This window comes from Paenibacillus sp. GM1FR, from assembly GCF_002803315.1.
Lineage (GTDB): Bacteria > Bacillota > Bacilli > Paenibacillales > Paenibacillaceae > Paenibacillus > Paenibacillus amylolyticus.
In genome coordinates this window covers 219,222-246,216 of the sequence record NZ_MKZL01000011.1, presented here as the reverse complement: position 1 = coordinate 246,216, position 26,995 = coordinate 219,222, and the positions used below count along the sequence as shown (strand labels likewise).

Genomic DNA, 26,995 nt, shown 5'->3' with positions numbered 1-26,995 from the left:
ACTTTGCAACACTTTTATTAAAAATAAAAAAATGAAACAGGCACTGCAAGCGTCAGCTCACAGTGCCTAGAAAGTCCGAGTTGCGGTCCCGGACTTCCGGTAAACCAATCTATATTAAGGGAGGTGTGAGATAAGAATACCTCCCCAACATTAAAGAAACCTAAAATCAGCCTTAAATTAAACTAAAAAAGTAAAATAGGTCGAACACGAGCCGTTTCTTCCTCACTGCACTCCACGATAACCAAGATATGGTCCTTTAACAGCCAATCTTCGTAATACCGCGCATCCTCCTCCGAGATCCCCGCTTCAGTCAGTGTAAGCACCAAATCATCGGTCTCACTCCCAATCTCATTACCAGCGAGTCTACGGACTGCATTTCCAATCGACATCGTCTGATCCATTCGCTTCCCCAGACCAGCCAATATGCCTTTCAGAGCGCCAAAGGCACCATCTGTTCCGGCACCCTTCAAAGGTTTGGGCAGCCCCGTCTTTTCGCTCACCAGCTCCAGATTAAGCTGTTCCTTCGCCACCGCTCCCAAATATTTATCCTTGATGCCTTCCTCTTTGACCTTATTCAGCATAATTATAGCCTCGTTCTCGGTACGGGCCAGCCCAATAATCAATTGTGTCATTCCGTTCCCCTCCTTTTACCCTAATATAACCCCGTAATCCCCATTCAAAAACGGATCATCCACAGCTAAGACAAATCACCTAGAAGAATGTTGATTTCTCTTCTGGAAATCTATACCTAGTTCTGATAGACTAGATAAAGAAGACAAATTAACCATTGAAAACATTGACATATGGATTTAACATCTCATAATCAGGAGCAATGACTTATGAAAAAAGAGGTAGAAATTGCCATCCGGCGCAAGCAACAGATCATGGTTCGTAATACAAGCGGTCAGACGGTAACCGGATTTCCCGAGCGTACCGCTGATACATCCATTCTTTCCTTACGTACGGTCCACGGCAGTCTGTGGATACCGTTTGATGAGGTGGAACATGTTACGCGTCTGTTAAGCATCCGGTCTCATCATTTAAGCGGAATGCAACTCGTTTAGTCGGCTCTGTAATCCTAGAAACTCCAGTTCCCGTATAGATACGTTAACTAGATCTATTTATGCCAGCACTTTACACCAAAAAACCAGACGCATGCACGTCTGGTTTTTCTCTTCTACTTATCCTGTACCACGCTGCCACTGACCTCACAACAATGGCCTTACTATCCTTGTTTCTGCCTAACCATATCCTGTTGTTACTTCACTACAAACTTCACTCGTGTTCCATCCGGATATGTACTTAACTGATTCCCTACCCATGAACCTGCACCACGATTATCTTTCGGGGTAATGTACTGGATATCTGCACCTGTTCCTCCCTCAGCGCACATCGCCATGGGCCACTCGTCACGATCCTTACCTTTTTTGACCGGAACACCCTTAAGTGATAGATCCCGATTGCCTTCCGCTCCATTACGATTAATGGTGCATACATCCGAATGCCCTGCCTTGATAGCAGCTTTAATATGGTTGGCTGTTTCGGGATAACGCTCTGAAGGGAACGTAATGGTATGGTCTACACTCTTATTAGTCCCACCGAATGGATTAGGTATCTCCTCGGGCCATTCTCCCCCAGCCCAGGCGTAGAGGGCTACCAGCAGCATTGCTACCAGCGTCAGAACCTGCTTTTTGAAACCTTGTTTGCCTTTGCGCTTTCTTCTTGTGCGTCTCTTACTCATGCTGTGTCTCCCCCATTCAACACTTGCATTATAACAGAACGCCCGTTCGTAAAACAATCCAATACAATAAAAAAACAGCCGAGACCGCCCGGCTGTTCTGCTTGATTGATTATCCTACATTGGGAATGGCCTGTTGGCGCAGCAAGGGCAGTGTCACCTCAAACTGTGTACCTTTCCCCTCTGTACTCTCCACCGAAATCTGACCATTCATCAGTTCCAGCAGTTCTTTGCAGATGGTCAGACCAAGACCACTTCCGCCAAATCGGCGCGCATGGGAGATGTCGGTCTGGGTAAATGCATCAAACAATTGTTCGATCTGATGCTGAGGAATGCCAATTCCCGTATCACGTACAGAGAATACCAATACAACGGTATCCATCAGTTGTTGCCTCACATCCACCTGTAACTGCACTTCACCTTGTTCCGTGAACTTAATTGCATTACTCAGCAAATTATCCAGTACCTGCCGAAGTCTTAGCGGATCACCGATAAGCACATCAGGAACATTCAGATCAGCATGACAGAGCAAACGAATTTGTTTATTCCGTGCCGCAGGCTCATGTGTCTTCACAATCTGTTGGATCAGCTTCAACGGCTGAAATTCAATGTTTTCAACATCCATTTTGCCTCTGCCCAGTTTCGCCATATCCAGGCTGTTGTTAATGATGTTCAGCAGCGCCTCACCTGATTGACGTGCAAGCTCCAGATATTCTTTCTGCTCATCCGTAGTTTCACCCATACTGGCAAGTTCGATCATGCCCATAATGCCGTTAAGCGGGGTACGAAGCTCGTGATTCAGCTTGCCGATGAATTCCAATTGCCCTCTGCTGTTCATCTCAGCCATGGAAGTTGCAAACTTCAACTGCTGTTCAGCATACTTCCGTTCTGAAATATCGTATTGAATGCCTACAAAATATAAACACTCTCCGGATTCATTAAAGATCGGATCGATATTCAATTCGTTCCAGAACTTCCGACCACTTTTTGTATAATTTAAAATATCAATCTTAATGGATTGTTGTTTCTTTATTGCATCACGAATCTGCGTTACCGTTTCGGGATCTGTATCCTGCCCTTGCAAAAATCGGCAATTGTGTCCGACAGACTCTTCATACGTGTATCCTGTCAGTTGGGTAAAGTGTTCGTTTACATACATGAGCGGAAGCTCAGGCAAGGTAGCATCGACCACCGTCACGGAGGATTTCACTTTCGAGATGATAAATTCCCATTGTAATGAGAGTTGATTATGTTGGCTCATGCCTTCCTCCTTCATCTCACACACATTAATGTTTATATATTCTGCAATCGTACATTATAAGGAGAGAAAACTAACCAGTCGGAATGTGTTGATATTAAATCAATATATTTTAATTGTAACACAGTTATTCAAGTCATGTGGTTTATGGGTAATAGTTGATAACTAACATTCCACAATAACCTAACGACTCACCAGGAGGAACATACATGAAATTTCTGTTAATTATCATCATTATTATTTTGATTGTAGTCTTTTTTACCAGACGCAAACGTTAAAATAAGATCCGTTATGTAAGTGAGAAAGGAAGATGGGTATGAGAACCCTCTTTTTTATATTCATGGTACTCTGTATCATCAATCTCTGTTTCCCAAAATTCGGCTGGTATCTGCGCTATGGCTGGATTTCCCGGGGCGAAGCCGAACCCAGCAGGCCTTATATGAATATGGTCAGAACGACCAGCCTGCTGATGTTGCTTATCGCCTTCACACTTGCTATGGCATGAATTATAAGCATTAGAAGATGACTGCCCTGTTGGGCAGTTTTTTTGTGGTGAAATGACGGGAAAATGATAACTTTGTTTGTGGTGCAATGATGAGAATGCCCGTAATATAGATATATCGTTTCGGAAAGGACATCATTGGCATGAACATCGCATTTTATCCGTACTGGGCCGCCAAAACGCTGCTCTCGCTTATTAATGTCATATATATCATGGTCATTACTACGTATATATACGGTCTCACTGGATCGGTACTCTCTGCTGCAATGTTTCCACTTATTCAGATCATTGCACGCATAATAGCCGGTCTCACTTTGCCATTACTTGTGAACCGTTTCCCATTCTCCAGACTATTGATCAGCATTTCCATAGCCAAAACATTAATCATGACCTGTATAGCCATTTCGTTGAATCACTTGATTTCACAACTGCCGCTTCTATTGCTCGGAGTGATTGTACTATCCTTCTTGGACGGTTGGGAAACTCCGTTACTGAAGACTTTAACGCCACGATTGGTTCAAGGTGAAGACCTTATAAAAGCAAATAGCCTACTATCTTTCTCCAATCAGACTGTAACCATTGTCGGTTACGCCATGACGGGATTCGCCGTGATGAACTGGGGGGCGTCACAGACCTTCTGGGCAGCTACAAGCCTGTCCTGGGCCGTTCTGATCTTCATGATTGCCATGGGCTCGCTCACACGGAATGTAGAACAACCTCAGAAATCTGCTGTATCGCGGAATGTATTGAGGGAAGGTTGGAGTATACTTTGGAAGAATCCATCATTACGGCTGATTACGCTTATGGACATTGCCCAAGCACTTGCGGGTTCCATCTGGATCGGAGCTGTTACGCTGGCCTTTGCAAAAGAAGCTCTGGGACGAGGAGAAGGTTGGTGGGGACTCATGAACTCGAGTTACGCTGCTGGAACCATGCTTGGAGGTATTCTGGCTCTTGCACTAGCCAAACGTATTCAGAAGCATCTAATCGCTAGTATGACCATGGGTTCTCTTCTCTTCAGCCTGCTGACCGTCGTTTATGGTCTAAATAACCTGCCATGGCTCGCTCTGGTGTTATGCATACTGATGGGTCCAGTTCATCAGATTCGTGATGTGGCTCAGCAGACAGCGCTTCAGAACAGTGTACCTGTCGAATCCCTAACCAAGGTATACGCCACCCATGGCGTCCTGATCTCCACGGTTATGAGTGTATCCATAGGTATCTTTGGTCTAGTCGCCGATCAACTGGGCGTTCGGTGGGTATACCTTATCGGTGGAGCCTTGTTTATTGTATCTGCGATATGCTCATTATCGTTGAGCAGAGTTCACAGAAACCATCCCATTGCTAAACATACGAAAAATATGTAAATCAAAAGAGACGAGCAACATTCTGCTCGTCCCTCACAATCTCAATCCAATCGATAATCTGTCAGCGGTTTGCCTTTTTTATAATACAAAGTAGGTGACAATATATTGAAGAAAATGTGCACATCCGGCATATATGCTTCTTCCAAAATAGCTTGCACCGACGATGCAATCCGATTATGAATCTCCTGGTCACGTTGAAACATCAGAATCTCTATAGAAGCCGGAGAAGGTGTTAGCGCTTGTACATCATGACGCTCTGCCTTCATTCTCTCCCTTGGAATATGAGTAATTAGGGCCATCTGCTCTGTAATTTGGGGTACAACTTCCTCTAGTTGAGGACCTGTGAATCCTTTAAAGCGAATAAACGGCATTGCTATCCCTTCAATCTCTGTTAATAGTCTCTTATGTGATTTTAAGCACATTGTTTTCAGTTGTCAAATGTCATGGATGACATATGTTGCTTCTTATAAACAGGAAAAGCCCCGCTGAAGTCTCAGCGGAGCCCACTGTTTGCACGTTTCTATACGTGACTTACAGCCAGAAAGATTTTGTGATGATCACGAGCAGGATAAAAAGCACAAGAATTGCACTTGTAGAAGTCCATCCGCCACCAGCATTACAACAACCGTATCCAACTTGACTCATTTGATTGGCCTCCTTTGAATTTCAAGGTATGCCATAACATATGCGTATTCCGTGCAAGTGACCGGGCGAATCGGCAAGTTCAACAGCCCATTCATCCGGGATTCATACCCGTTGATTTAACCGGATGGGGCTATGGAAATTTTCAGTTGTTTTTCTTGTGACTCCTGAGGTAAAGGGTCTGTATTTCCTCTGTCCAGAAGGATTGTACGAGTACGTGTATCACTTCGGGATGCCAGAACAACCTCTCCATCAGGTGTTATACAATACGCGATTGGAATGGATATCTCGCTATCACGGTACGAACCATCCGCATGGCTTGTCCCCATGACAATACATTGATGCTTCAAGGCGATCTGCCGAGCCTCTTCGACCCACTCACTGTACTGCTCTTCACTGAACATGCCCACACCAATAGAATGCATCACAATGTCCAAATTCCCTATATTCTCATTGCAAAATCCTTGCAGGATCAGCTCATCACACAACAAAGTGCTTATTACCCAACCCTGTTCCTCAACAATTTCAGCAGGTGCATATTTAGCTTTCTCCAATACAATCTCTCCAGCCGTACTGATGATGATCGATCGGTCCTTCGGGCGTTCGTCCAACCTGCGATGACCTGATACAATCATGGTTCCATATTCAGCCGCCAGGCGGCAAGCGTCTTCGACATTCTGGTTCAGATAACCTTCAGGAAAGAATACTACATCTGCATCAGGATGTTGCTTGAGTTCGGCTTCAAGCTGCAGCAAATGCTGTTCCAGCCTCGGTTGTCCAATAATAATCTTCATCTGGTATCCCCCATTCATAAATAAAAGCCGGTTCATACCTGAATGAGGTACGAAACCGGCTTAAAGGTTGTACGGACAGAACTCCTGCTCATCGTACATCACTTCAAGAGTAATTGTTTCTCATGTTATTGCTCGACGACACAATTACCTTTACAGTTGAATGATATGTAGTTAGGCATTTCTACGTTCAATACTATCATATATAGCCTGCCCATCATAGCTTCGATCTGTAGCTATATCTTTCACAAAGAGGGCGCTGCCTGCAGCACTGTTTGCATTAACAGACAGAACGCTAAATGCACCAACAACCCACATTAATGGATATAATGCAACGGATAAGGATTTTTTCTTGTTTTTGTCTCCTTTGCTGTTGAAATAGATGATTGGTTGAATATCCCATTAATACGATTACACCCCAAATAAGTTTCAATTTTATATACAACCATAACCAACATTTTACATACAGGAGACATACTAAAATTGTTCCGTTCAGATCAATTCAAAACTCTGGAGCAACGCTGCTGCCTCTTCATGATCAGGTTCCAGAGCCAATACTTTATGCGTATATGACAGGGTTTCTTCTTCCAGTTCAAGTTCGTAACAGCACACAGCCAAATCGTATAAGACGGCTGGATTATGGTTACTCGGATCTGCAACCAATGATATCTCCAGAAACCGTTTTGCATCCTCATACATATACATCTCATATAATAGCTGCCCTGCCAAAAATGCGAGACCTCCTTGCTGCTCCATCACATAGTAGGACGACCACATCGTATGAATACCAGACTGAATATCAAGCATCTCCTCATCACTTGCATCAGGAAGAAGACTGGAAATGTGGGTAGCGCTGTGAATCAAGAACTCCGCATCATACCCGCCCAGACGCCAAAACGGTAAAATATGCTTTAACTCCATACTCTCTATTCGAGAGTCTACCCATTGTTTCATGCTGAAAAAGTCATCTGGTCCAAAACGTTCAACAAATCGATGGTAGGCCAGACGTGTGTTCACATAACTGATGGGTTCGTCCACCATCAACATGCACCCAACATTCAGATCTTTATAATGATGTGTTGTGAATCGTGTATGAGCGCCCTGCTGTTCAAGAACATATTGAATGGCATGGTAGTTAGCCGTTAGAGAAAAACTCCCGTGAAGAACAAATTCTGGTGGCTCTGCGAACTTCCAGTTATCCAGGCGATGATCCCCTTTATCAGCGGTAATCAACACATAACCTGACTGTGACAGCTTGTTCAACCGTTCGAGACAGGACAACCCGATTGCAGGGAACAGAATATGCGAATCCTCCAGTTCCTCTTTGTACAATGTGATAAGCTCCTGATACGGATAGTTATCCGCACTGTATTCGGGCGCTCGGCGATACTCATAACTCAGCGTCATGTTCTTCAGCATCTCAGCGGGCTCAAGATCAAGACGACGATCCGGAGACTGTACAAGCAGATCACAATCATAGATCTCGCCATCCCCAATGTAGATTAATTCCTGTGGAATGCTGTCAAAAAAGTAATTAGCAATCAACAACAACGGTTGTTTCAGATCACCGGGCTGAATAACCGTGCCTGCAACGACCAGATTCAATTCCGTATCCGCTACAGCGTCAAAACGTGCAAAATCCACTATACCTTGTTGAATAAAGGATTGCATGGATGGATGCTCCTGCCAACCCAGCACATTCTCCGCTACGAGATCCGTCATCACATATCTGAAAGGCGGTAAAGGTATTCCAGCAAATTCCTTTAACTCAAGCAATTTCAGGAGAACTTGATGTGCCAAACGCCCTACACCCGCTCCAAGTTCAAGAATGGTTACGGTCTCGTTAATCTTTCCTTTGTTCGAAAGGTCCTGAAGAAAGCCAAAGATCATCTCTGCATACGCCGTGGCAATCATCGGATTACTCGTAATATATTGAGGGACTTGGTTCTCTGTCCAAGCTTGTAGCCCCTTCTGCTCATAATAAGCTCTCTGCCAATCCCATACCGGAGCTTCACTGTAACGAAAACGTTGACTTTCATTTGACGTCATTAAACGGAAACCTGCTTTCTATCACTAATTTCATACGTTTCTCAGATGTTCACGTATTATTTGATGTCCAATACCATTCAATCTCTGTAATGCATTATATCATAGAACCCTACCTACTCGATGAAGTTCAGTTTTCCCATTCAACAGGAAAAAAACCTGCTTTTGAGGGCAGGTCCTTGAGGCCTTTCAATTAAGAAGACTATTGATCTAGTTTACTTAGGCAAGGACGCTCAACATTAGTCGGAATATACAGCTCCATCAAAGTTCTCAGGGCCTACACGGATCGTACCGAGCAAGTTGGAACTGATAAATGCAGTGTACGTCAATTGAGGTGTGATAGGCGGGTTGAAGTCATCTGCAGAGAACGTAATAATCTGAGGTGCAAGGACACTCAAGCTAAACGTAGACGTTGCGGAATAGATCACAGGGTCCGTAGCCAAAGTCCCCCTAACAATTGTAATGGTTACACCAACGAGTGCCAAAGGAAGTTGCACAGACACCGTTCCTTTGAATTGTACCCGTGGGTTTGCCCCTGCTCCTGCTGTTTGAAGACCAATCTGACCGAATAATTGTGGTGTATTAATAACCAGGATTGGTATTGCAATAGAGTTAGCCAAACTCGCATTCTGAGATGTTCTTGCATCAAGAAATTGACTCATGAAATCTACCTCCTATGGGTTGGGATAAGGTAGTATATGCGAGATTTGAGATATGGCATGGACATACATCGTGATTCGAAAAAAAGGGCATACTAGAAAGACACCATTAACAAGATACTTTTTCCTCCAAAGCTAACATGTAGACAGAAAAAAACCCTTGCTAGGCAAGGGTTTTAAGAGTATGGGCCCTACAGGACTCGAACCTGTGACCAATCGGTTATGAGCCGACCGCTCTAACCAACTGAGCTAAGGGCCCTAGACATAATGTATAACGTGCAGATGATGGCTGTGAATCATCCAAGTGAAACTAAATTGCGGGGGCAGGATTTGAACCTGCGGCCTTCGGGTTATGAGCCCGACGAGCTACCGGGCTGCTCCACCCCGCGTCAGTAAGAAATATTAAAACAGCGACTTAATTAATATACACCATTCTATCCCAATAAGTCAAGGGGTAATGTCAGGGAATAAAACGTACACCATAACGTCCTTTACGTGATCGATAAACTTCCACTTCCGCTGGTTCATTATGACCGTAAATCCACCCATCCTGCTCCATACGTTTGGCCAGACATCCTGCCTGAAATTTGGTTGCATACAACTTGCTGAAATATACCCAGTGCATACCGCTCGTCCTTTCCGGAGTCGTCATTTATTCCTGCTTTTTGTAGAATACCCCATTTTCATAAAAATAGCCGCCAAAGATTAAAATCTTCAGCGGCTATCCTTAAATTATGATATGACTACTTCATCAAATCTCATTGAAACGTAGCTTTAGGATCCTTTTTCAATTTCTCCAGCATCTCGTTTCCTTTAGCTGCCCACTCACCAAGCGCTTCTTTTGGTGTCTTTTTGTTCTCTAGTACTTGGTTGAAATATTCCATACCTTTTTCATTCACTTGCCATAAGCCTGGGGATTTTTGATACATTTTATCCAGATTGGTATTTGTTGGCGGAATCGGCTTCAGCGCATAGAAAGCTTGAATGTTATAATCCAGGCCGTCTTTGGGCTTAATGAAGCTCTTCCGTGATACCATCTCATAGCTGCTACGTGCTTTGATCTTAGCCCAGTCCTCACTGTTCATGTACTTGATCAGTTCCCACGCATCATCCGGGTTCTGAGCCGCACTATTAATCGCCATGAGGTTGCTCAGGTAGATGCTACCTCCAATTTCAGGAGCTTCCGGGTGAACTGGAGGTGTTACCACATCCCAATCCACTTTCGTAAAGTCTTTCATTTTATCCGCATTTTTATTGGCATCAATTAATTGATTAATATAGCTGTAATCACCAATAACCATGGCTGACTTGCCACTCAGGAATAGGTCACCCTGTACTGGATCATAACGTCCATTCGGATTCTGATCCTGCGGTTCGTCGCCTTTAGGAATAACTTTGTCAATCGCAAGTTTGCTGATGGTGCTCCACACTTTCTCCCATTGAGGAGAATCTACTGTCATCTTCTCTGCTTTGTCATCAAACGTCTTCAGCTGCAACGAGCTGTAGTACTGCTGCATGGAGTAGTACGGCGAACCACCCTGATATGTCGTGAAGGAGAAACCAAATACATGATCTTTACCTTCACCTTTCGTTAGACGGGTACCCAGATTGAAAATATCGTCCCATGTCATGTTGTCCGTTGGCGGTTCCACGCCTGCTTTTTCAAACATACCCTTGTTATAGAACAAAGCCGATGAGGAGAACGTTGGTGTCAATGCATAAATGCTCTGATCCCCAAGGTCCTTAATTCCCTCCAGTACACTAGGCACAATATCACTGGTATCAAACTTATCTTCCTGCATCAAAGGGTCCAGCTGTTTCACCAGATTCTCCTGAATTAATGATTTCACTGTGGCGGTATCGGCCACGATAACGTCAACCGGGTTATCCCCAGTCATAATCTTCTTCAGACTTTCCATTGTATCTGGAACTTCTGGCTGTTCTTCCGTGTTGCCATACCCATACATACTGCTCTGATCAACAGCAGCTACAATTTCGATGGTTACATTGGGATGTGTCAATTCAAAAGCATCGGTAAATTGCTGACGGAAGTAACTGTCATCCTGTCCTCCCCACAACGTAGCCACACGTAATACACGCTGCTCCGTATCCTTGGCCTCACTTGCCGTACAGCCGGCAATCAGCGGCAGTGCTAGTGTCGCAGTAGCGATGACAGCCAGCACACGTTTTCCCCACATACTATTCTTCATTTCCCAGTTCCCCCTCTTAATTATCTTGGCGGTGTAATGACAATACGTTCACCGTCAAATTCCAATGTCGCCCGGTTATCAATGGATAAGGCCTCCAGATACTCTTTTGGCACCTGAAGTCGTCCTGCACGGTCTATAATGACAAATGCTTCATGGATGTCTGGCATACCCGCCTCGGACAAGTTGTGCTCATCATCAAGATTCGGGTTGCGCTTCACAAACTCGGTACTGGTCAAGCCGTCCCGAATCGCAACGATCCGGTCCACCTTGCCAGCAAGCGTCAAGTCATGGGTAACGATGACAATCGTAACGCCGAGTTCCTTGTTCATTCTTCGAAAAATGCCCATGATTGTATCACATGTCTCGGAATCGACCGAACCGGTAGGTTCATCTGCAAGCAGAATTTTGGGACGATTGGATAATGAGATCGCAATCGCTACCCGTTGTTGCTCTCCTCCTGACAATTGATGCAATTTGTTATGCATCCGATCCTTAAGGCCTACCCATTCGAGCAACTGTTTTGCGTAAGCACGATCACGCTTGCCTCCCAGAATCATGGGAGTCTCCACATTTTCCAGTGCAGTGAGATAAGGCAGCAAGTTACGACCGTTATTTTGCCAGATAAAACCTACCGTATGACGTTTGTATTCGACCAATTGGGCATCTGTCATCTTGAGCAAATCCCAGTCTCCCACAACAGCCGTACCAGCTGTAGGACGATCAAGCCCGCCCAGAATATTCAGCAGCGTGGATTTACCGCTACCGCTGTTACCGATGATCGCCATCATTTCACCTTGATTGACAGTCAGGTTGAGGCCCTGAAGGGCAACGACTTCCACATCGCTGGATTTAAAAATTTTGACAAGTCCTTCGCATTGGATCACGTTTACCTCTCCTCTCCCATTTTGACTGCCTGGTGAACCCGCAATCTGCGAATCTGCCAGAGTAACATCGTTGCACCAATGACCAGCATCACTACGGTGACCCCATACAGTTGCAACATATCTTGCTGTTCAAACACAATCCGGAACGGAGGTACCTGAGCAGAAACATTATCCGTCGTTTGTAGGAATGGCAGGAATAAACGACTGGATACCTGACCAATCCCAATACCTAGCAGGATCGATAACCCCGCTGTGAACACCTGCTCCAGCAGCAGCATACCGCTCAGTTGTGCGCGTGATAACCCCATGGCTCGTAATACACCAAACTGCACAACACGTCCGGACAGGTTGAAGAACCAGTACAGCACGTATCCGATCAATGAGATAATAACTGATACCAGGAACCCAAGGCTCAGAATTCCGAATACACCACCTCTTGATGGATGTTTCCCCTGAGATACCAATTCGGTACGTACGTCACGCACAGACGATAACTCAATGCCTTCTGCTGCAAGTTTCTCCATTAAAGGAGCCACTTTGGCATCCGGTTCCATTTTCAGCCAAACCTCATAAGGAATCAGAGGCACCTGATCATAGATGTAATCCAGATTAGCCACGAAGAATGGCATCTGATCTGGATACTGGGCTGGCCAGTAAGGAATGATCCCGAACACGACGAATTCAATCGCCTGTCCCTGTACACCCATAGAGACGAGGTCTCCAGTTTTGAGTTTGAACTTGTCAGCAAATTTGGAGGAGATCAATACAGCCCCTTCATATTTACCAAGCAAGTCAAGGTACTTGTAGGGATGTGCCGGGAACAGATCGTTGCGGAACCATGCTACTTGAGCAAAGTCCACATTATCAATTCCGACCAGCATCCCCTGTCCGCCCGATTTACCAGAGACGATAATATTACCTTTAGTCTGCAGTACTCTTGCTGCATGTTCAACCCCGTCTAATCTGCGGAACACTTCGAATGGAGGTTCGGAGTAGATGACTTTGGATGGCTGCGAAGAACCACCACCACCACCTGGAGCACCTCCACCGCCATTGCCTCCGCCGGAACCACCACCAGCAGAACCTCCTCCTCCATTGCCACCACCTTGTTGACCTCCACCAGTACCGCCATTCTGTCCGGAACCACCGGGTTTAACCTCAGGTGTTCCTTCCCACACAGTCTGCATAATCACATCAGAACCATAACGGTACAAGGTACGCTCAGTGGAATTCAGATCAATCGTCCGAGCCGCAGCCGAGTTGTACACCCCAAGTCCCAGTGTCAGTACAAGGAGGATCATCAGCGGATAATAGGAAGAAGATGATCGCGATAGCTGCGTTAATGTCAGATACAACGGGACCGGGAGAAACTTGCGACCGATCAGCTGAATGAGCTTTAAAATCCACGGGAACAAGCGCAGGAAGAAAAGTCCAAGCGCAAAGATCGCGAGTGCGGGTACAAAGAACAGAAACGGCTGTACCTGCAACTGATCGGTTGTCATTCCGGTCTGGAAGGTCAACATCTGACGTTCATAGAACAGGTAGTATCCATATCCAGCCAGACCCAGCAACACAACGTCCAGGAACCAGCGTTGCCATACTGGAGCGCGGTCTGTACGTGCTTGTCGCCGCTTGGCTGATACAATGGTTGCCCGTGCATAGGTTATCGCAGGGATAAGTGATGCGATGATCGCAACAAGGACCGCTGCTACACCCAGGAGAATAGCTTCTTTTGATACACCGATCGGAATAGACTTCCGATCTACGAACGAGAGAAAGCCACTTGCTGAGCCAATACTCTTGGCCATAAACCAACCAAGCAACGGCCCAATAATCAACGCAATAACGCCCAGGAATATACCTTCAAGCAGATAAAGAGAGAAGATCTGTCGAGCTGAAGCTCCACGGCTGCGCAATACCGCAATATCACTCTCTTGCTTCTGTAATGACTGTCTGGCATTCATGGCAATAAAATAAAAGACCATCGCAATCATCGGTGCTGCCAAGGTAAACAACATCGTCTGCAGTTGCAGACTCTGACTGCGGAACTGCTTAAGCAGATCACCAAAGGTGATGTCCACTTTTGTATCTTTCAGCCGCTGGTACAGATCGATATCCAGCCTTTCCAGCATGGAAGTCAGACCTGATAACTGGCTGGTTTGAATTTCTTTCAGATCAAAGGCATAATACCAACGTGAATTTTGAAGTGGAATCCCTTTTTCCTTCAGTAAAACATCATTAAAAACCGATTCATCCACATATAGTCCATTCATCATGCCGTCAAATCCTTGTACCCAGTAAGGGCTGTTTGGATCATCTGCCTTGAAGGACCCCGTAATCTTTACACGTAACGTGATATCAAGACCGCTATACACCGGATATTCCAGAATATCGCCGATATGCAGGTCGTTACGGTACATACCCTCTTCCAACATGACTGCCTCGATCGTGTCATCTTTGACCTGGTTTCCAGGTTTCACCCCGGCAGAGTAATTCACCTGTGCATCCAGTCCACTCATCGTGCCCAGACTCATACTGCGCGCCCTGCTGGCATCCACTTTGGTTGGATCTTCCGGGCTCACTTCTGTGCTGCGAATGGATCTCGAATTCACATACGTATGAAAAGGAAACCCTATGTCGCGAGGGACATCCTCACGAATATAACGATCTACTTCATCCAGACCCCGTGTGTCTGTCTTCACGCCACCAGGTGCCTGATAACTCATCAGCAACGAACCGGCTGGCAACCCTTCACTGTTATCCTGCAGCGTTTGCGCGACGACCCGTTTCAACGCACCATCGGCATACATTGGAATACTGACGGTGAACGCTACCGCCACAATCAATCCGATCAGTGTGCTGAAGGTCATCCAGCGCGTGTTCCACATTTTGCGGAACAGCAGCCGAAGCAATGGCAGCCCCATTAGCGTCCCACTACTTTCTGACCTACGGTCAGACCTTTCAGAATCTCGACATCTGTCGATGTCTGCTGTCCAACTTCAACGTCCACTTCACGCTTGCTGCCATCACTCTCCACCACTTGTACATACGTTCTTGAACCGATGGAGCGTAAAGCGGATACAGGAATCACAATTGCGTTCTCGGTACGCTGCGTTACAATCGAGACCGATAGTGGTGTGCCACGTTCGACGCCTTTTGGCATTTTTGCAAGTGTAACGATGACATACTTATCCAGCGTTTCCTTGGTTGGAGGCGTACCGCCTTCACCCGTCCCTTCGCCACTGCCGCTTCCCGATGCTTCCGCGATAGGCATAACTTTAATTTTGCCAGCGACTTTACCAGCTCCATTAATATCTACTTCTGCCTTCATACCGGCCGAGAACTTCTCCAGATCTTCCTTGGCAAAGGTAGCTGCCACAACCAGATTCGATGTATCCGCAATCGTAGCAATCGGATCATACGCTTTCACGGTTGCACCCTTCTCTACCTGCACTGCAATAACGGTGCCGCCAAACGGAGCTGTCAACGTGGCTTTGCCCAGTTGTTCCTCCAGATCAGCGAGTTCCTGGCGTAGTTCTTCAAACGCAATCGTTGATTCTTCGAACTCTACCGGGTCCATCTCATCCTTCTTGCGGAGTGTTTCCTTCATTTGAACTTCGGATTTGCGAATAGCCAGTTTCTTGCCACGGATCTCCTTTTCTACACTCTCCACATCGAGGACAGCAAGAAGTTGACCCTTTTTCACTTTATCCCCTGGTTTAACATTTAACTCTTTGACATGCATGCCATCAAGCGTGAAGTACACCTTCTCTTCCCGCTGACTCATCATCTTGCCGCTGCCACTTACTTTTTTCTCCAACGTTTCCGTCCGGACTTCATATTCCGGTTTCTTGGAGATCGTCGGTGGTGTAATAGGCGGAAGCACTTCTTCCTCTGTTTCTGACGGCAGCAATGAGCAGCCGGACATCGTTGCAACCATTATCGCACCGAGTACAATAATCGCTGCGCGTTTCCCCCTCTTCGGAGCGGCCCCTTTACTTGATAAATCTGCCGTCCGCCATTTCATAAACATGGTCCGCAACCTCCAAAATTGTAGGATCGTGTGTAGTCATACATATTGTTACTTGTTCTACTTCAATAATATTGCGGAATACGGCCATGACCTGAGCGCCCATCTTGGAATCCAGTTCAGCTGTAGGTTCATCCGCAAGCAACAATCTGGGTCTATGGGCAATAGCCTTGGCTATAGCCACCCGCTGCTGCTCTCCCCCGGACATCTCGAAAGGTCGGTGCTTCACCCGTTTGGATAGTCCAACCAGATCCAGACAGTGACCAACCCTGTCCTTCCACTCCGCTCGCGGAACGTCCGCCATGCGCAGCGACAGTTCTACATTTTCCCAAGCAGATAATAAGGGCATGAGTGCATACGCCTGGAAAATAAAACCGATCTCTTTGCGCCGCAAAGCGGTCCGCCGCCGGTCTCCCCAATCCTGAAGAGGCTGACCAGAGAACAGAATGTCTCCACTTGAAGGCTGATCCAGTCCACCGAGCATATTCAGCAGTGTTGTTTTGCCTGAGCCCGATCGCCCCTTCAGCATGACCAGTTGTTGCGGATTCACTTCCATATCAATGCCTTTGAGCACATGGATAATGCGACTGCCTGTCTGGAAACTGCGATGTACGTTACGCACCTCCAGTACAGGTCCATCATATGGAGGCAGCATATCCTTCTTTGGTTTGATCTTCTTCTGGGGTTCATCAACGGTAGTGACAGTAGCTGCAGCCACTTCATCTGAAGCGATTTCACTTTCAGGTAACGGAGGTTTACTCGTCGGGTAATCATGTTCATTGTTGTATGTATTTTCCCCCGACTCCGTCGATGCCTCCAACGGCGTTTCCCCCTGTTGATGTTCATCGCCTGACTGGCTCTTGGCAGGTCTTTTTCTGAGAAATAAATTCTTCATGCCAGCAATCACGCTCATCCTTTCTTGAAGTCCCGTTCATTTCTTCAAAAAACCTAAAATTAGAAATCTGTTCCATCCTACACTGAATTATAAACGACCGATCCCAACTAAAAGTTACAAGCTTTTTACAACGGTAGAGGGAAAAAGTTAATATTTTGATGAACAAACGAAAAAAGCACCCCAAAGTGCGGGATGCCTCTTGCATATTCGATGGTTTTGCCGCTATGACGGCAATCATTACAATTTTGATACCGTTCATTCCTGAACATTTTTTCGAGGTATCAATGATATTATTTACCAAATGAAGAAGGATCTTCACGCCAGGATTTAAGCAATTCAAAATCACTCTCCTGAATCGTTCCCTGAGCCAAAGCCACATCCATCAGCGCCGTGTAATTGGACAACGTCTGAAGTGGAATTCCAGCATCTTCAAATGCTTTAACACCTTTATCCAGCTGGTAGCTGAAAATGGCAAGTACGGCGAGAGGTGTTGCGCCTGCTACACGTACGGCTTCGGCTGCTTTGATCGAGCTTCCACCTGTAGAGATCAGATCTTCGATGACAACCACTTTCTGTCCTTCGGTAATCAGACCTTCGATCAGGTTCTCCTTGCCGTGTCCTTTCGCTTTATCACGAATGTAGGCCATCGGCAGATCCAGCTTCTGAGCCACCCAGGCAGCATGCGGAATACCTGCGGTTGCTGTACCTGCGATGACTTCTGCATCCGGGTACTGGTTCCGAATGATTGTTGCAAATGCTTCAGCAATATCGTTGCGAATCTCCGGATAGGACATCGTTAAGCGGTTATCACAGTATATTGGTGATTTGATGCCGGATGTCCATGTAAATGGCTGCTGCGGACGTAACGCCACGGCTTTAATTTTCAAAAGTTGGGAAGCAATATGATTCGGAATCTCATTCAGTTCGATCATGCGTTCAACATCTCCTTCAAAATGGTTTCTACCGCTTCTCGCGGATTGGGAGCGCCTGTAATGGGTCTGCCTACAACAATGTAATGACTGCCTTTGGCGATGGCTTCACCTGGCGTCAAGACGCGTGTCTGATCTCCCAGACCGCTACCCGCTGGACGAATTCCTGGTGTAACGGTGTGAAAAGCACTGCCGCACGTTGCCCGAATTGCGGGCACTTCCAGTGGAGAAGCAACAACTCCATCCAGTCCGGCCTCTTGGGCTAGTCCTGCATAACGGACCACAGCAGCTTCCACACTTCCCGGGATGCCAATCTCGTTATTCATCGTTTCCAGACTTGTACTGGTCAGTTGGGTGACTGCAATGATCTCAGGTCTCTGTAGAGAAGGATCAGCAGCTATAGCTGCCTCAGCCCCTTCACGTGCAGCACGCATCATGAGGGCTCCACCCGCTGCATGTACATTGAACATGTCTACACCCAGACGTGTGATACTCTCAGCTCCGCCACGAACGGTATTGGGAATGTCATGCATTTTCACATCCAGAAAAACGGAGTAGCCTTTGGATTTCAGCTCCCGAATAAAGTCAGGTCCTGCTGCGTAGAACAGCTGCATACCCACCTTGAGATAACAGGGAATGCCCTCAAGAGCTTGTACCAATTCTTGAGCTTCTTCCGCTCCAGGATAATCCAGTGCCACCATCAGACGGCCAGCCATTTCATTGAAACTCGCTTGATTCATCACCAGCGCTCCCCTCCACTTGCTCATTTTTTCCGTTTTTGCCCGATATAAAGGACATCCCGCCAGCCCGCGGGCTGACTGATGTCCTTCATCAGAGACTTATTTATTTTACAGAGACAGGCATTGCTTCCGAAGAGAAGTTGATCGTTTGCAGCATGATCAGCAGCGCACGAATCGTATCCAGTGAAGTCATACATACAATGCCGTTCTCTACCGCTTCACGACGAATTCGGAATCCGTCACGTTGCGGTGTTTTGCCTTTGGTGAGTGTGTTGAAGACAAAGTTTGCTTCACCGCTACGGATCATATCCAGAATGTTCGGCGAACCTTCACTTAATTTGTTCACAGTCGTTACCGGAATGTTCGCTGCTTCAAGCGCAGCTGCTGTTCCGCCGGTAGCCATGATTTTGTAACCCAGTCTGTAGAAACCTTCGAGCAAAGGAACCGCTTCGTCTTTGTCTTTGTCTGCTACAGTTACTACGATCGCTCCGGTTGCCGGAATTTTCATTCCTGCACCGATGAGACCTTTGAACAACGCTTTAGCGTAATTCGGGTCACGGCCCATAACCTCACCTGTAGACTTCATCTCAGGTCCGAGGGTTGGTTCTACACGACGCAGCTTCGCGAAGGAGAAGACCGGAACTTTAACAGATACATGATCCGATTCAGGCCACAGCCCGTCAACATAACCAAGATCTTTTAGTTTCACACCCAGAATGGCTTGTGTTGCCAAGTTCGCCATCGGAATGTTGGTTACTTTGCTCAGGAATGGTACGGTACGGGATGAACGCGGGTTCACCTCGATAATGTACACTTGGCCATCATGGATAACAAACTGGATGTTGACCAAACCTACCGTTTTCAGTTCTTTCGCAATTTTGATTGTAATCTCTACAATTTTCTCTTTCAAATCCTGGGACAGATGTTGAGGAGGATATACCGCGATGGAGTCACCAGAGTGAACCCCTGCACGCTCGATATGTTCCATGATTCCCGGAATCAATACCGTTTCACCATCACAGATGGCGTCAACCTCAACTTCTTTACCCATCATGTAACGGTCGATCAGGACCGGATGCTCTGGATTGATTTTAACCGCCTGTTCCATGTATGTCAGCAATTCAGCATCGGAGTATACAATCTCCATCGCACGACCACCGAGTACATAGGAAGGACGAACCAGTACCGGGTAGCCCAGACTTTGAGCTGTTTCTACCGCATCATCAACGGAAATGACCGTTTTACCTTTTGGCTGTGCAATCTCCAGACGGGAGAGCAGACGCTCGAACTTCTTGCGATCCTCCGCCTCATCGATGCTTTCCAGATCCGTTCCGAGAATGGTTACACCTGCATTACGCAGTGGTGCTGCCAGGTTGATGGCCGTTTGACCACCGAACTGTACGATAACCCCTACTGGTTTCTCCTGTTCAATCACGTTCATGACATCTTCGAAGAAGAGCGGTTCAAAGTACAGGCGATCCGATGTATTAAAGTCCGTAGACACCGTCTCCGGGTTATTGTTGATAATGACTGCTTCATAGCCTGCTTTTTGCAATGCCCATACTGCGTGTACAGTAGAGTAGTCAAACTCAATCCCTTGACCGATCCGGATTGGTCCTGAACCCAGCACCACAACTTTTTTCTTATCTGAAGGGATAACTTCATTTTCTGTCTCGTAAGTTGAGTAGTAATATGGCGTTGTTGCTTCGAACTCAGCCGCACATGTATCTACCATTTTGTACACTGGGCGCAGGTTCTCTGCTTCCCGACGAGTTCTAACTTCCGCTTCAGTTGTTAATGTGCCTCCTGGTTGACCTTGCGCACGCAGTTCAGCAATGGCACGGTCTGTGAATCCAAGGCGTTTCGCTTGATACAGAATGTCGGAAGACAATTCGGATTCTTCGCGAATGCGATCTTCGAATGCGATCAGACCTTCGATTTTGTCCAGGAACCACCAGTCAATCTTGGTCAGATCCTGTAGCTGTTGCAACGTATAACCTCTGCGGAACGCTTCGGCAATCAGGAAGATACGCTCATCATCTGCTTTGATCAGACGCTCGTTCAGGGTAGCTTCGTCCAGCGTTTCGGCATCCTTCAGGTAGAGGCGATGTACGCCAATTTCCAGGGAACGAACTGCTTTGTGAATCGACTCTTCGAATGTCCGGCCAATAGCCATTACTTCGCCTGTTGCTTTCATCTGAGTTCCCAGTTTACGGTTCGCCGAGATGAACTTGTCGAACGGCCAGCGTGGGATTTTGCTCACGATGTAATCCAGTGTAGGCTCAAAGCAAGCATACGTTTGGCCTGTTACCGGGTTCACGATTTCATCCAACGTGTAACCCATGGCAATTTTGGCAGCCATTTTTGCAATCGGATAACCCGTTGCTTTGGAAGCCAGAGCCGATGAACGGCTTACCCGTGGATTTACTTCGATAACATAGTATTGGAAGCTGTGTGGGTCCAGTGCAAACTGTACGTTACATCCACCCTCGATGTTCAGGGCACGGATGATTTTCAGGGAAGCTGAACGCAGCATTTGATATTCACGGTCCGACAATGTTTGGCTTGGTGCTACGACGATACTGTCACCTGTATGAATACCTACCGGGTCAAAGTTTTCCATGTTGCAGACAACGATACAGTTATCGTTTTTGTCTCGCATAACCTCATACTCGACTTCTTTCATACCTGCAATGCTCTTCTCGACCAGACATTGCCCAATCGGGCTGTAACGAATTCCCGCTGCCACCGTCTCACGAAGTTCTTCTTCGTTCGCACAGATTCCGCCGCCAGTTCCGCCCAGTGTATAGGCTGGACGCACGATGATTGGATAACCAATCTCATTCGCAAATTCAAGTGATTCTTCAAGTGTCGTTACGATGACACTCTCTGGTACAGGTTGTTCCAATTCACGCATCAGGTCACGGAACAGATCACGATCTTCCGCTTTCTCGATGGATGTCAGCTGTGTTCCGAGCAATTTCACATTTTCACGTTCCAGCACGCCAGCACGAGCCAGCTCTACAGCCATGTTCAGACCTGTTTGACCACCCAGTGTTGGCAACAAGCCATCTGGACGCTCTTGACGAATGATTTGGGTTACAAAATCCAGTGTAATTGGCTCAATGTAGACTTTGTCAGCCATGTTTGTATCCGTCATAATGGTCGCCGGGTTGCTGTTGATAAGTACAACTTCCACGCCTTCTTCTTTCAGAGCCTGGCAAGCTTGTGTACCGGCATAGTCGAACTCGGCCGCTTGACCGATGACGATTGGACCGGAACCAATCACCAGGATTTTTTTGAGATCTTTGTTAATCGGCATGTTATTGTGCTCCTTTCACTGCGGCTGCCAATACGGCTTGACGCGGCTTTTGCGGGTTAGTGATCTTGTGCTCGCGAATCATCTCGATGAAACGGTCGAACAGATAGCTGTTATCGTAAGGACCCGGGGCTGCTTCAGGGTGATATTGAACCGAGAATGCCGGGAATGATTTATGTTTCAGACCTTCAATGGTCTTATCGTTATTGTTGATATGTGTAACTTCCAGGTCTGTACTCTTCACAGACTCTTCGTTTACGGTAAATCCATGGTTCTGGGATGTGATGAAGCAACGTCCGCTCTCCAGTTCTTTCACCGGGTGGTTTCCTCCGCGATGTCCAAACTTGAGCTTTTCCGTGTCTGCTCCTGCTGCAAGTGCGAACAACTGGTGACCCAGGCAGATACCGAAGATCGGGTATTCGCCAAGCAATTCACTGATCATGTTAACTGCGTGAGGTACGTCTTTCGGGTCCCCAGGGCCGTTGGACAGTTGAATACCGTCCGGGTTCAAGCGACGAATCTCGTCTGCTGTTACATCGTGTGGAACAACAACAACGTCACAGTTACGTTTGCTGAGTTCGCGCAAGATTCCTGTTTTAGCACCATAATCCACGAGCACAATACGCTCAGCTGTTCCCGGGCTGTTGTAGACATGCTCTGTAGAAGTCATTGGCACCTGGTTACGCAGCTCGGCGATAGTGGTGTCTCCCATCATCTCCAGCAGTTCTTCCACAGGCTTCGATCCTGTTGTGAGAATTCCCTTCATTGTGCCGTGATGACGAATCCGGCGAGTCAACATGCGTGTATCAATTTCGCTGATTCCTACGATGCCGTATTCCTTGAGCAGATTGTCTACGCTGTATTCCGCACGCCAGTTACTCGGCGTTGGCTCATGACGACGCACAACAAAACCGTGTACGTATGGACGAATCGACTCAAAGTCATCACGCGTAATGCCGTAGTTTCCGATCAGCGGATACGTCATGGTTACGATTTGACCGCAATAGGAAGGATCCGAAAGCACCTCTTGATAGCCTGTAATTCCCGTATTAAAAACGACCTCACCTGTAGTTTCACCTTCAGCACCAAATGCTTTCCCGGTGAACAGTGTGCCGTCTTCCAACAATAATCTTGCCTGTGCCTGCATCCCATTTCACTCCTCTGTGTTTATCAACGTTGAATGCATTGGGTTGAACTTTCTGGAAACTTCGTGCGGCTCCGTGGGCAGAAAACCCTTTGATCGCTGTTATCCCCGGATTACTTTGATCCCATTCTTCAAATGGAGTAATCCGGTGATAAAGGCGAACGCTTTGCTTCTTCGGGTTCTTTCTGCCCACTCCGCAGTTACGTTGGTGTCCAAGTTCAAAATCATGACATTCAACTTTGCTTTGTTTCGTATGTTAGACTCTCGGCATAATTTGCCTCGAGTTAGTTGAAAAGATGTTACTGTGTAGAAGTTGTAAATTTAGAGTTATAATGACTTGTTGATTTAAGAGTTAAGAATTACTGTTACTGTTTTAAAGAGTTAAAGATATAGAGTTACTGTTTTATTAATTTACTGAGATACCGTTTTACTGTTGTACCGTGTTATTCCACACGCTTTTGCCATCCACCCAAGTTTGTACGGCCCAGCCTTTCAGCTTCCAGCCTGTGAATGGTGTGTTTCTTCCTTTGGTTGCAAACGTTGCAGGATCAACCGCTTTTTCCTCGTTCAGGTCAATCATCGTGATATCGGCTGGTGCTCCCTCTTCCAGTTTGCCTGTATCCAGTCGGAATACACGTGCCGGATCAGCTGTCATACGTTTCACCAGGAAGTCCAAGCTCCAGAGTCCTGTTTCCACAAACTTGGTGTACAGCAGCGGGAAGGCTGTTTCGAATCCAACGATTCCGAAAGGTGCCAGCTCCATGCCTTTGGCTTTCTCTTCTTCACTGTGTGGCGCGTGATCAGTTACGATCATATCCAGCGTGCCGTCCAGCAAGCCTTCGATACACGCCTGCACATCGCGTGGTGAGCGCAGCGGCGGGTTCATTTTCCAGTTGGCGTCCATGCCCGGGATATCTTCATCCGACAACACCAGATGGTGCGGACACACCTCAGCAGTTACTTTAATGCCGATGGACTTCGCTAGACGAATCAAGCGAACCGATTGCTCTGTACTTACGTGACAGACATGGTAGTGAACTCCTGTTGCTTCTGCGAGCAGGATATCACGGCCAACGTGGATGGCTTCAGATTCATTTGGGATTCCTTTGATGCCGTGACGTTTTGAAAACTCACCTTCCGTCACATATCCACCAACAACCAGTGAGTCATCTTCACAGTGAGCGATCACTGGCATATCCATGCTTGCTGCGAGGCTCATGGCATCCTTCATCATTTGAGCGTTTTGTACGCCTACACCGTCATCTGTGAATCCAATAGCGCCTGCTTCTTTTAATGCGGCAAAATCGGTAAGTTCACGACCCAGTTCATTTTTTGTAATGGCTGCATAAGGCAACACTTTAACCAGATCAGCTTCTTTGGCTTTATCCAATACCAGTTTCACAACTTCCGCTGTATCTGTAACTGGTCTCGTGTTCGGCATGCAAGCGATTGTTGTAAAACCACCTTGTGCTGCTGAACGGGCACCTGTCTCGATCGTCTCTTTGTGTTCGAATCCAGGTTCACGCAGATGCACGTGCATATCGATCAATCCCGGAATGACCAGTTTGCCTGATGCGTCTGTCACACTTTGCGCTGACTTTTCGGCATCCAGTACGGCTTGGTCTTCCAGACCAGCGATCTTTTTAATTTTACCTTCATCTATAATGATGGTTTTCCGTTCAAGTTCCCCTTGTTGGTTCAAGACGTTTGCGTTTTTTATAATCTGTAGCATAATTGCCCTCCGCTTCGGTTCTGTCCGGCTTACCAGGCAAGCCGGATGATTTTCTTTATCGTGTACTCTCTTATTGCTCTATAAGAACTACCGTACCGCCAGCCTATGACCTACAGCCAGACCCTGTTACAGTTTCATCGCACGTTCCATAACCGCCATGCGGATTGGAACGCCGTTTGCCATCTGCGGGAAGATCCGCGATGCTTCACTTTCCACAACCGCGTCATCTACCTCGACGTTGCGATTCACTGGAGCAGGGTGCATGATAATGGTGCTTGGTTTTAGGCGTGATGCCCGTTCTTCCGTCAATCCGTAGTGTTCGCGATAATCCTCAGCTGAAGTAATTAAGCCATGTTGATGACGTTCCAGTTGAACACGGAGCATCATGACTACATCTGCATCCAGCGCTTCTTCAAGACCGACATAAGGAGCATGCTCTGCGAGTTCCGGTGCCTGCATCGTTTGCGGAGCACAGAAGCGTACATCTGCACCAAACTTTTGCAGTGCCCACAGGTTGGAACGCGCTACACGGCTATGCAGGATGTCACCAATGATGGAAACACGCAAACCTTTCAGTTCGCCAAATGCTTTCCTCATCGTGTAGAGGTCCAGCAGTGCCTGTGTGGGGTGCTCATTGTTGCCATCTCCGGCGTTCACGAGTGGTACATTCACTTTCTGAGCCAGTTGTTGCAGAACGCCTGCCGGTTTCAACCGGATCACGCCTGCATCAATGCCCATCGACTCAAGTGTTCGTACCGTATCGTAGATGGACTCTCCTTTTTCCACACTGGATGCGGCTGCCGTAAAGTTCAGTACTTGTGCGCCCAGGCGTTTCTCTGCCATTTCGAAGGAGAAGCGGGTACGTGTGCTGTTCTCGAAGAACATGTTCGCAACAAAGCGTGATTCCAGTACAGGAACCAACTTCTCTTTCTGCGCTTCCCAGTGAGCCGCACGGTTCAGAATGGACTCGATTTCTCCTCGACTAAGTTCCTTCAGTCCAAGCAAGCTTCGGTCTCTCAATGCTGTCTGTGTAATCATTATGCTTGCTCCCCCCGGTTCTGAGTGATTTTGACTTCATCCTGTCCGTCCGTTTCCATGAGTGCAACTTCGATCTCCTCTGATTTGGAAGTCGGCACATTCTTGCCGATAAAATCAGGTCGAATCGGAAGTTCCCGGTGTCCGCGGTCTGCGAGTACAGCCAGCTGAATGTTCTGCGGTCTTCCACAGTCCATCAGGGCATCCATCGCTGCGCGAATCGTCCGTCCGGTATAGAGCACATCATCGAACAAAATCACTTTTTTGTTATGGATCGAAAGTGATTCAGGTGTCATAATCAACATTTCCTTGCGATTCGCTTTATTTTCGTCCAAGCGGTCATCGCGGTAAGGAGTCACATCCAGTTCTCCCCAGGGGACTTTGGCGCCCTCGATTTCTTCAATCTTGGCGGCAATCCGTTCTGCAAGGTAAACCCCGCGTGTACGGATACCGACCAACACACAATCGTCGATTCCTTTGTTTTTCTCCAATATCTCATGGGCAATCCGTGTTAATGCGCGGCGGATCGCCGTCTCATCCATAATGACATGTGTCTCTGTGCTCATGCGTTCAGCCTCCTCAGGATTTCCCTTCAGCATCATGGCCCCGTGACGAGGAGAAAAAAAAAGACTCCTTGCCGTGTTTATTGGCAAGGAGTCTCCGAACTTCAGACCGCTCTGAAGAAAGTTTACTCTCGGGGATGCATCGCTTCATTTGCCGCAGCAAAAAAACGATGTATCGTTCACGTTACCTTGCCAGTCTCACGGGACTGATTTAAAGGTGCTATTCATGTCGTTCATATTGCAGGACCTCACAGGGTTCTGTAATCAATATGTCCGTTTATCTTCATGAATTATGACAGAAAGACAACCCCCTGTCAACACCTCACCATCGCAGGTGAAAACCCTCTGCTACGTTCTTCTTAGAATCAGCAGTTAGGCTGAAAAACATCCATGCACAATACATCTCATTGGTTATTCATAATTATACAACATTTCTGCATATTTATCCATAGGCAAATGAGAAATTTGATATAACCAAAATAAACCTCGTACTGTGCTCAAAAGAGATAAA

General features: G+C 46.9%; 24 protein-coding genes and 2 tRNA genes. 3 read left to right on the top strand and 23 right to left on the bottom strand.

Annotated elements, in window-relative coordinates; translation table 11 throughout:
• Positions 1-182: 182 nt before the first annotated feature.
• Positions 183-632, bottom strand: coding sequence for a general stress protein (locus PAEAM_RS07060; protein WP_100527080.1), 450 nt, complete (start codon positions 630-632; stop codon positions 183-185).
• Positions 633-839: 207 nt separating this feature from the next.
• Here PAEAM_RS07060 and PAEAM_RS07055 point away from each other — a divergent pair, with 207 nt between their 5' ends.
• Positions 840-1,064, top strand: a complete 225-nt coding sequence (locus PAEAM_RS07055; protein WP_017687353.1) for a hypothetical protein — start codon at positions 840-842, stop codon at positions 1,062-1,064.
• A gap of 194 nt (positions 1,065-1,258) precedes the next feature.
• Here the strand turns inward: PAEAM_RS07055 and PAEAM_RS07050 are convergent, their stop codons facing one another.
• Both PAEAM_RS07050 and PAEAM_RS07045 read right to left on the bottom strand, forming a co-directional pair.
• Complete coding sequence (locus PAEAM_RS07050; RefSeq protein ID WP_076250799.1) at positions 1,259-1,741, bottom strand: NucA/NucB deoxyribonuclease domain-containing protein; 483 nt, start codon at positions 1,739-1,741, stop codon at positions 1,259-1,261.
• A 109-nt stretch (positions 1,742-1,850) separates the two neighbouring features.
• Positions 1,851-2,999: a sensor histidine kinase gene (locus tag PAEAM_RS07045; protein ID WP_165789849.1), complete on the bottom strand. Its 1,149-nt coding sequence runs from the start codon at positions 2,997-2,999 to the stop codon at positions 1,851-1,853.
• 294 nt (positions 3,000-3,293) lie between these two features.
• On the opposite strand from PAEAM_RS07045, the gene PAEAM_RS07040 reads away from it, so the two are divergent.
• The gene (locus tag PAEAM_RS07040; RefSeq protein ID WP_165789848.1) at positions 3,294-3,515 is read left to right on the top strand and encodes a hypothetical protein; all 222 of its coding nucleotides are present in this window, start codon (positions 3,294-3,296) and stop codon (positions 3,513-3,515) included.
• Between the two features lie 126 nt (positions 3,516-3,641).
• Entirely contained in the window at positions 3,642-4,865 is a 1,224-nt protein-coding gene (locus tag PAEAM_RS07035) for an MFS transporter (RefSeq protein WP_100527077.1), read from the top strand.
• 41 nt (positions 4,866-4,906) lie between these two features.
• On the opposite strand, the gene PAEAM_RS07030 is transcribed toward PAEAM_RS07035, so the two are convergent.
• From PAEAM_RS07030 to pyrR, 20 genes are all read right to left on the bottom strand, one after another.
• Entirely contained in the window at positions 4,907-5,236 is a 330-nt protein-coding gene (locus PAEAM_RS07030; RefSeq protein ID WP_036614785.1) for a DUF1904 family protein, read from the bottom strand.
• 160 nt (positions 5,237-5,396) lie between these two features.
• Positions 5,397-5,510 (bottom strand): YjcZ family sporulation protein, encoded by a 114-nt coding sequence (locus tag PAEAM_RS07025; RefSeq protein ID WP_082219140.1) that lies wholly within the window; start codon positions 5,508-5,510, stop codon positions 5,397-5,399.
• A 116-nt stretch (positions 5,511-5,626) separates the two neighbouring features.
• Entirely contained in the window at positions 5,627-6,301 is a 675-nt protein-coding gene (locus PAEAM_RS07020) for a hypothetical protein (RefSeq protein WP_100527076.1), read from the bottom strand.
• 489 nt (positions 6,302-6,790) lie between these two features.
• Positions 6,791-8,347 carry a tetratricopeptide repeat protein gene (locus PAEAM_RS07015; RefSeq protein ID WP_100527075.1) on the bottom strand — a complete coding sequence of 519 codons (1,557 nt, stop codon included), beginning with the start codon at positions 8,345-8,347 and terminating at the stop codon, positions 6,791-6,793.
• A 236-nt stretch (positions 8,348-8,583) separates the two neighbouring features.
• Positions 8,584-9,006 carry a hypothetical protein gene (locus PAEAM_RS07010; protein WP_036614795.1) on the bottom strand — a complete coding sequence of 141 codons (423 nt, stop codon included), beginning with the start codon at positions 9,004-9,006 and terminating at the stop codon, positions 8,584-8,586.
• Between the two features lie 182 nt (positions 9,007-9,188).
• Positions 9,189-9,262, bottom strand: a tRNA-Ile gene (locus PAEAM_RS07005).
• A gap of 56 nt (positions 9,263-9,318) precedes the next feature.
• A tRNA-Met gene (locus PAEAM_RS07000) sits at positions 9,319-9,392 on the bottom strand.
• Positions 9,393-9,463: 71 nt separating this feature from the next.
• Complete coding sequence (locus PAEAM_RS31585) at positions 9,464-9,655, bottom strand: hypothetical protein (RefSeq protein WP_047843730.1); 192 nt, start codon at positions 9,653-9,655, stop codon at positions 9,464-9,466.
• 106 nt (positions 9,656-9,761) lie between these two features.
• Positions 9,762-11,213, bottom strand: coding sequence for an ABC transporter substrate-binding protein (locus PAEAM_RS06995; protein ID WP_047843731.1), 1,452 nt, complete (start codon positions 11,211-11,213; stop codon positions 9,762-9,764).
• 20 nt (positions 11,214-11,233) lie between these two features.
• Positions 11,234-12,097, bottom strand: coding sequence for an ABC transporter ATP-binding protein (locus tag PAEAM_RS06990; protein WP_036614799.1), 864 nt, complete (start codon positions 12,095-12,097; stop codon positions 11,234-11,236).
• A 2-nt stretch (positions 12,098-12,099) separates the two neighbouring features.
• Positions 12,100-15,021, bottom strand: coding sequence for an ABC transporter permease (locus PAEAM_RS06985; RefSeq protein WP_100527074.1), 2,922 nt, complete (start codon positions 15,019-15,021; stop codon positions 12,100-12,102).
• Positions 15,021-16,130: an efflux RND transporter periplasmic adaptor subunit gene (locus PAEAM_RS06980; RefSeq protein WP_036614803.1), complete on the bottom strand. Its 1,110-nt coding sequence runs from the start codon at positions 16,128-16,130 to the stop codon at positions 15,021-15,023. The genes PAEAM_RS06985 and PAEAM_RS06980 overlap by 1 nt, the downstream gene beginning before the upstream one ends.
• Entirely contained in the window at positions 16,093-17,040 is a 948-nt protein-coding gene (locus PAEAM_RS06975) for an ABC transporter ATP-binding protein (protein ID WP_100527073.1), read from the bottom strand. The genes PAEAM_RS06980 and PAEAM_RS06975 overlap by 38 nt, the downstream gene beginning before the upstream one ends.
• Positions 17,041-17,312: 272 nt before the next feature.
• Positions 17,313-17,954 carry an orotate phosphoribosyltransferase gene (gene pyrE, locus PAEAM_RS06970; protein ID WP_036614805.1) on the bottom strand — a complete coding sequence of 214 codons (642 nt, stop codon included), beginning with the start codon at positions 17,952-17,954 and terminating at the stop codon, positions 17,313-17,315.
• The gene (gene pyrF / locus PAEAM_RS06965) at positions 17,951-18,691 is read right to left on the bottom strand and encodes an orotidine-5'-phosphate decarboxylase (protein ID WP_100527072.1); all 741 of its coding nucleotides are present in this window, start codon (positions 18,689-18,691) and stop codon (positions 17,951-17,953) included. Before pyrF ends, pyrE begins: the two co-directional genes overlap by 4 nt.
• Positions 18,692-18,794: 103 nt before the next feature.
• Positions 18,795-22,013, bottom strand: coding sequence for a carbamoyl-phosphate synthase large subunit (carB, locus tag PAEAM_RS06960; protein ID WP_100527071.1), 3,219 nt, complete (start codon positions 22,011-22,013; stop codon positions 18,795-18,797).
• Position 22,014: 1 nt separating this feature from the next.
• Complete coding sequence (gene carA, locus PAEAM_RS06955) at positions 22,015-23,157, bottom strand: glutamine-hydrolyzing carbamoyl-phosphate synthase small subunit (protein ID WP_047843735.1); 1,143 nt, start codon at positions 23,155-23,157, stop codon at positions 22,015-22,017.
• A 424-nt stretch (positions 23,158-23,581) separates the two neighbouring features.
• Positions 23,582-24,886, bottom strand: a complete 1,305-nt coding sequence (locus PAEAM_RS06950) for a dihydroorotase (RefSeq protein ID WP_036614813.1) — start codon at positions 24,884-24,886, stop codon at positions 23,582-23,584.
• Positions 24,887-25,012: 126 nt separating this feature from the next.
• Positions 25,013-25,924, bottom strand: coding sequence for an aspartate carbamoyltransferase catalytic subunit (locus PAEAM_RS06945; protein ID WP_036674848.1), 912 nt, complete (start codon positions 25,922-25,924; stop codon positions 25,013-25,015).
• Complete coding sequence (gene pyrR / locus PAEAM_RS06940; RefSeq protein ID WP_017687330.1) at positions 25,924-26,487, bottom strand: bifunctional pyr operon transcriptional regulator/uracil phosphoribosyltransferase PyrR; 564 nt, start codon at positions 26,485-26,487, stop codon at positions 25,924-25,926. The genes PAEAM_RS06945 and pyrR overlap by 1 nt, the downstream gene beginning before the upstream one ends.
• Positions 26,488-26,995 lie beyond the last annotated feature (508 nt).

What these genes read in the sequence shown, in the direction of transcription:
- PAEAM_RS07060 (WP_100527080.1), bottom strand. Translation starts at nt 632, where the DNA reads ATGACACAATTGATTATTGGGCTGGCCCGTACCGAGAACGAGGCTATA.
- PAEAM_RS07055 (WP_017687353.1), top strand. Translation starts at nt 840, where the DNA reads ATGAAAAAAGAGGTAGAAATTGCCATCCGGCGCAAGCAACAGATCATG.
- PAEAM_RS07050 (WP_076250799.1), bottom strand. Translation starts at nt 1,741, where the DNA reads ATGAGTAAGAGACGCACAAGAAGAAAGCGCAAAGGCAAACAAGGTTTC.
- PAEAM_RS07045 (WP_165789849.1), bottom strand. Translation starts at nt 2,999, where the DNA reads ATGAGCCAACATAATCAACTCTCATTACAATGGGAATTTATCATCTCG.
- PAEAM_RS07035 (WP_100527077.1), top strand. Translation starts at nt 3,642, where the DNA reads ATGAACATCGCATTTTATCCGTACTGGGCCGCCAAAACGCTGCTCTCG.
- PAEAM_RS07030 (WP_036614785.1), bottom strand. Translation starts at nt 5,236, where the DNA reads ATGCCGTTTATTCGCTTTAAAGGATTCACAGGTCCTCAACTAGAGGAA.
- PAEAM_RS07025 (WP_082219140.1), bottom strand. Translation starts at nt 5,510, where the DNA reads ATGAGTCAAGTTGGATACGGTTGTTGTAATGCTGGTGGCGGATGGACT.
- PAEAM_RS07020 (WP_100527076.1), bottom strand. Translation starts at nt 6,301, where the DNA reads ATGAAGATTATTATTGGACAACCGAGGCTGGAACAGCATTTGCTGCAG.
- PAEAM_RS07015 (WP_100527075.1), bottom strand. Translation starts at nt 8,347, where the DNA reads ATGACGTCAAATGAAAGTCAACGTTTTCGTTACAGTGAAGCTCCGGTA.
- PAEAM_RS07010 (WP_036614795.1), bottom strand. Translation starts at nt 9,006, where the DNA reads ATGAGTCAATTTCTTGATGCAAGAACATCTCAGAATGCGAGTTTGGCT.
- PAEAM_RS31585 (WP_047843730.1), bottom strand. Translation starts at nt 9,655, where the DNA reads ATGACGACTCCGGAAAGGACGAGCGGTATGCACTGGGTATATTTCAGC.
- PAEAM_RS06995 (WP_047843731.1), bottom strand. Translation starts at nt 11,213, where the DNA reads ATGAAGAATAGTATGTGGGGAAAACGTGTGCTGGCTGTCATCGCTACT.
- PAEAM_RS06985 (WP_100527074.1), bottom strand. Translation starts at nt 15,021, where the DNA reads ATGGGGCTGCCATTGCTTCGGCTGCTGTTCCGCAAAATGTGGAACACG.
- PAEAM_RS06980 (WP_036614803.1), bottom strand. Translation starts at nt 16,130, where the DNA reads ATGTTTATGAAATGGCGGACGGCAGATTTATCAAGTAAAGGGGCCGCT.
- PAEAM_RS06975 (WP_100527073.1), bottom strand. Translation starts at nt 17,040, where the DNA reads ATGAGCGTGATTGCTGGCATGAAGAATTTATTTCTCAGAAAAAGACCT.
- pyrE (WP_036614805.1), bottom strand. Translation starts at nt 17,954, where the DNA reads ATGATCGAACTGAATGAGATTCCGAATCATATTGCTTCCCAACTTTTG.
- pyrF (WP_100527072.1), bottom strand. Translation starts at nt 18,691, where the DNA reads ATGAATCAAGCGAGTTTCAATGAAATGGCTGGCCGTCTGATGGTGGCA.
- carB (WP_100527071.1), bottom strand. Translation starts at nt 22,013, where the DNA reads ATGCCGATTAACAAAGATCTCAAAAAAATCCTGGTGATTGGTTCCGGT.
- carA (WP_047843735.1), bottom strand. Translation starts at nt 23,157, where the DNA reads ATGCAGGCACAGGCAAGATTATTGTTGGAAGACGGCACACTGTTCACC.
- PAEAM_RS06950 (WP_036614813.1), bottom strand. Translation starts at nt 24,886, where the DNA reads ATGCTACAGATTATAAAAAACGCAAACGTCTTGAACCAACAAGGGGAA.
- PAEAM_RS06945 (WP_036674848.1), bottom strand. Translation starts at nt 25,924, where the DNA reads ATGATTACACAGACAGCATTGAGAGACCGAAGCTTGCTTGGACTGAAG.
- pyrR (WP_017687330.1), bottom strand. Translation starts at nt 26,487, where the DNA reads ATGAGCACAGAGACACATGTCATTATGGATGAGACGGCGATCCGCCGC.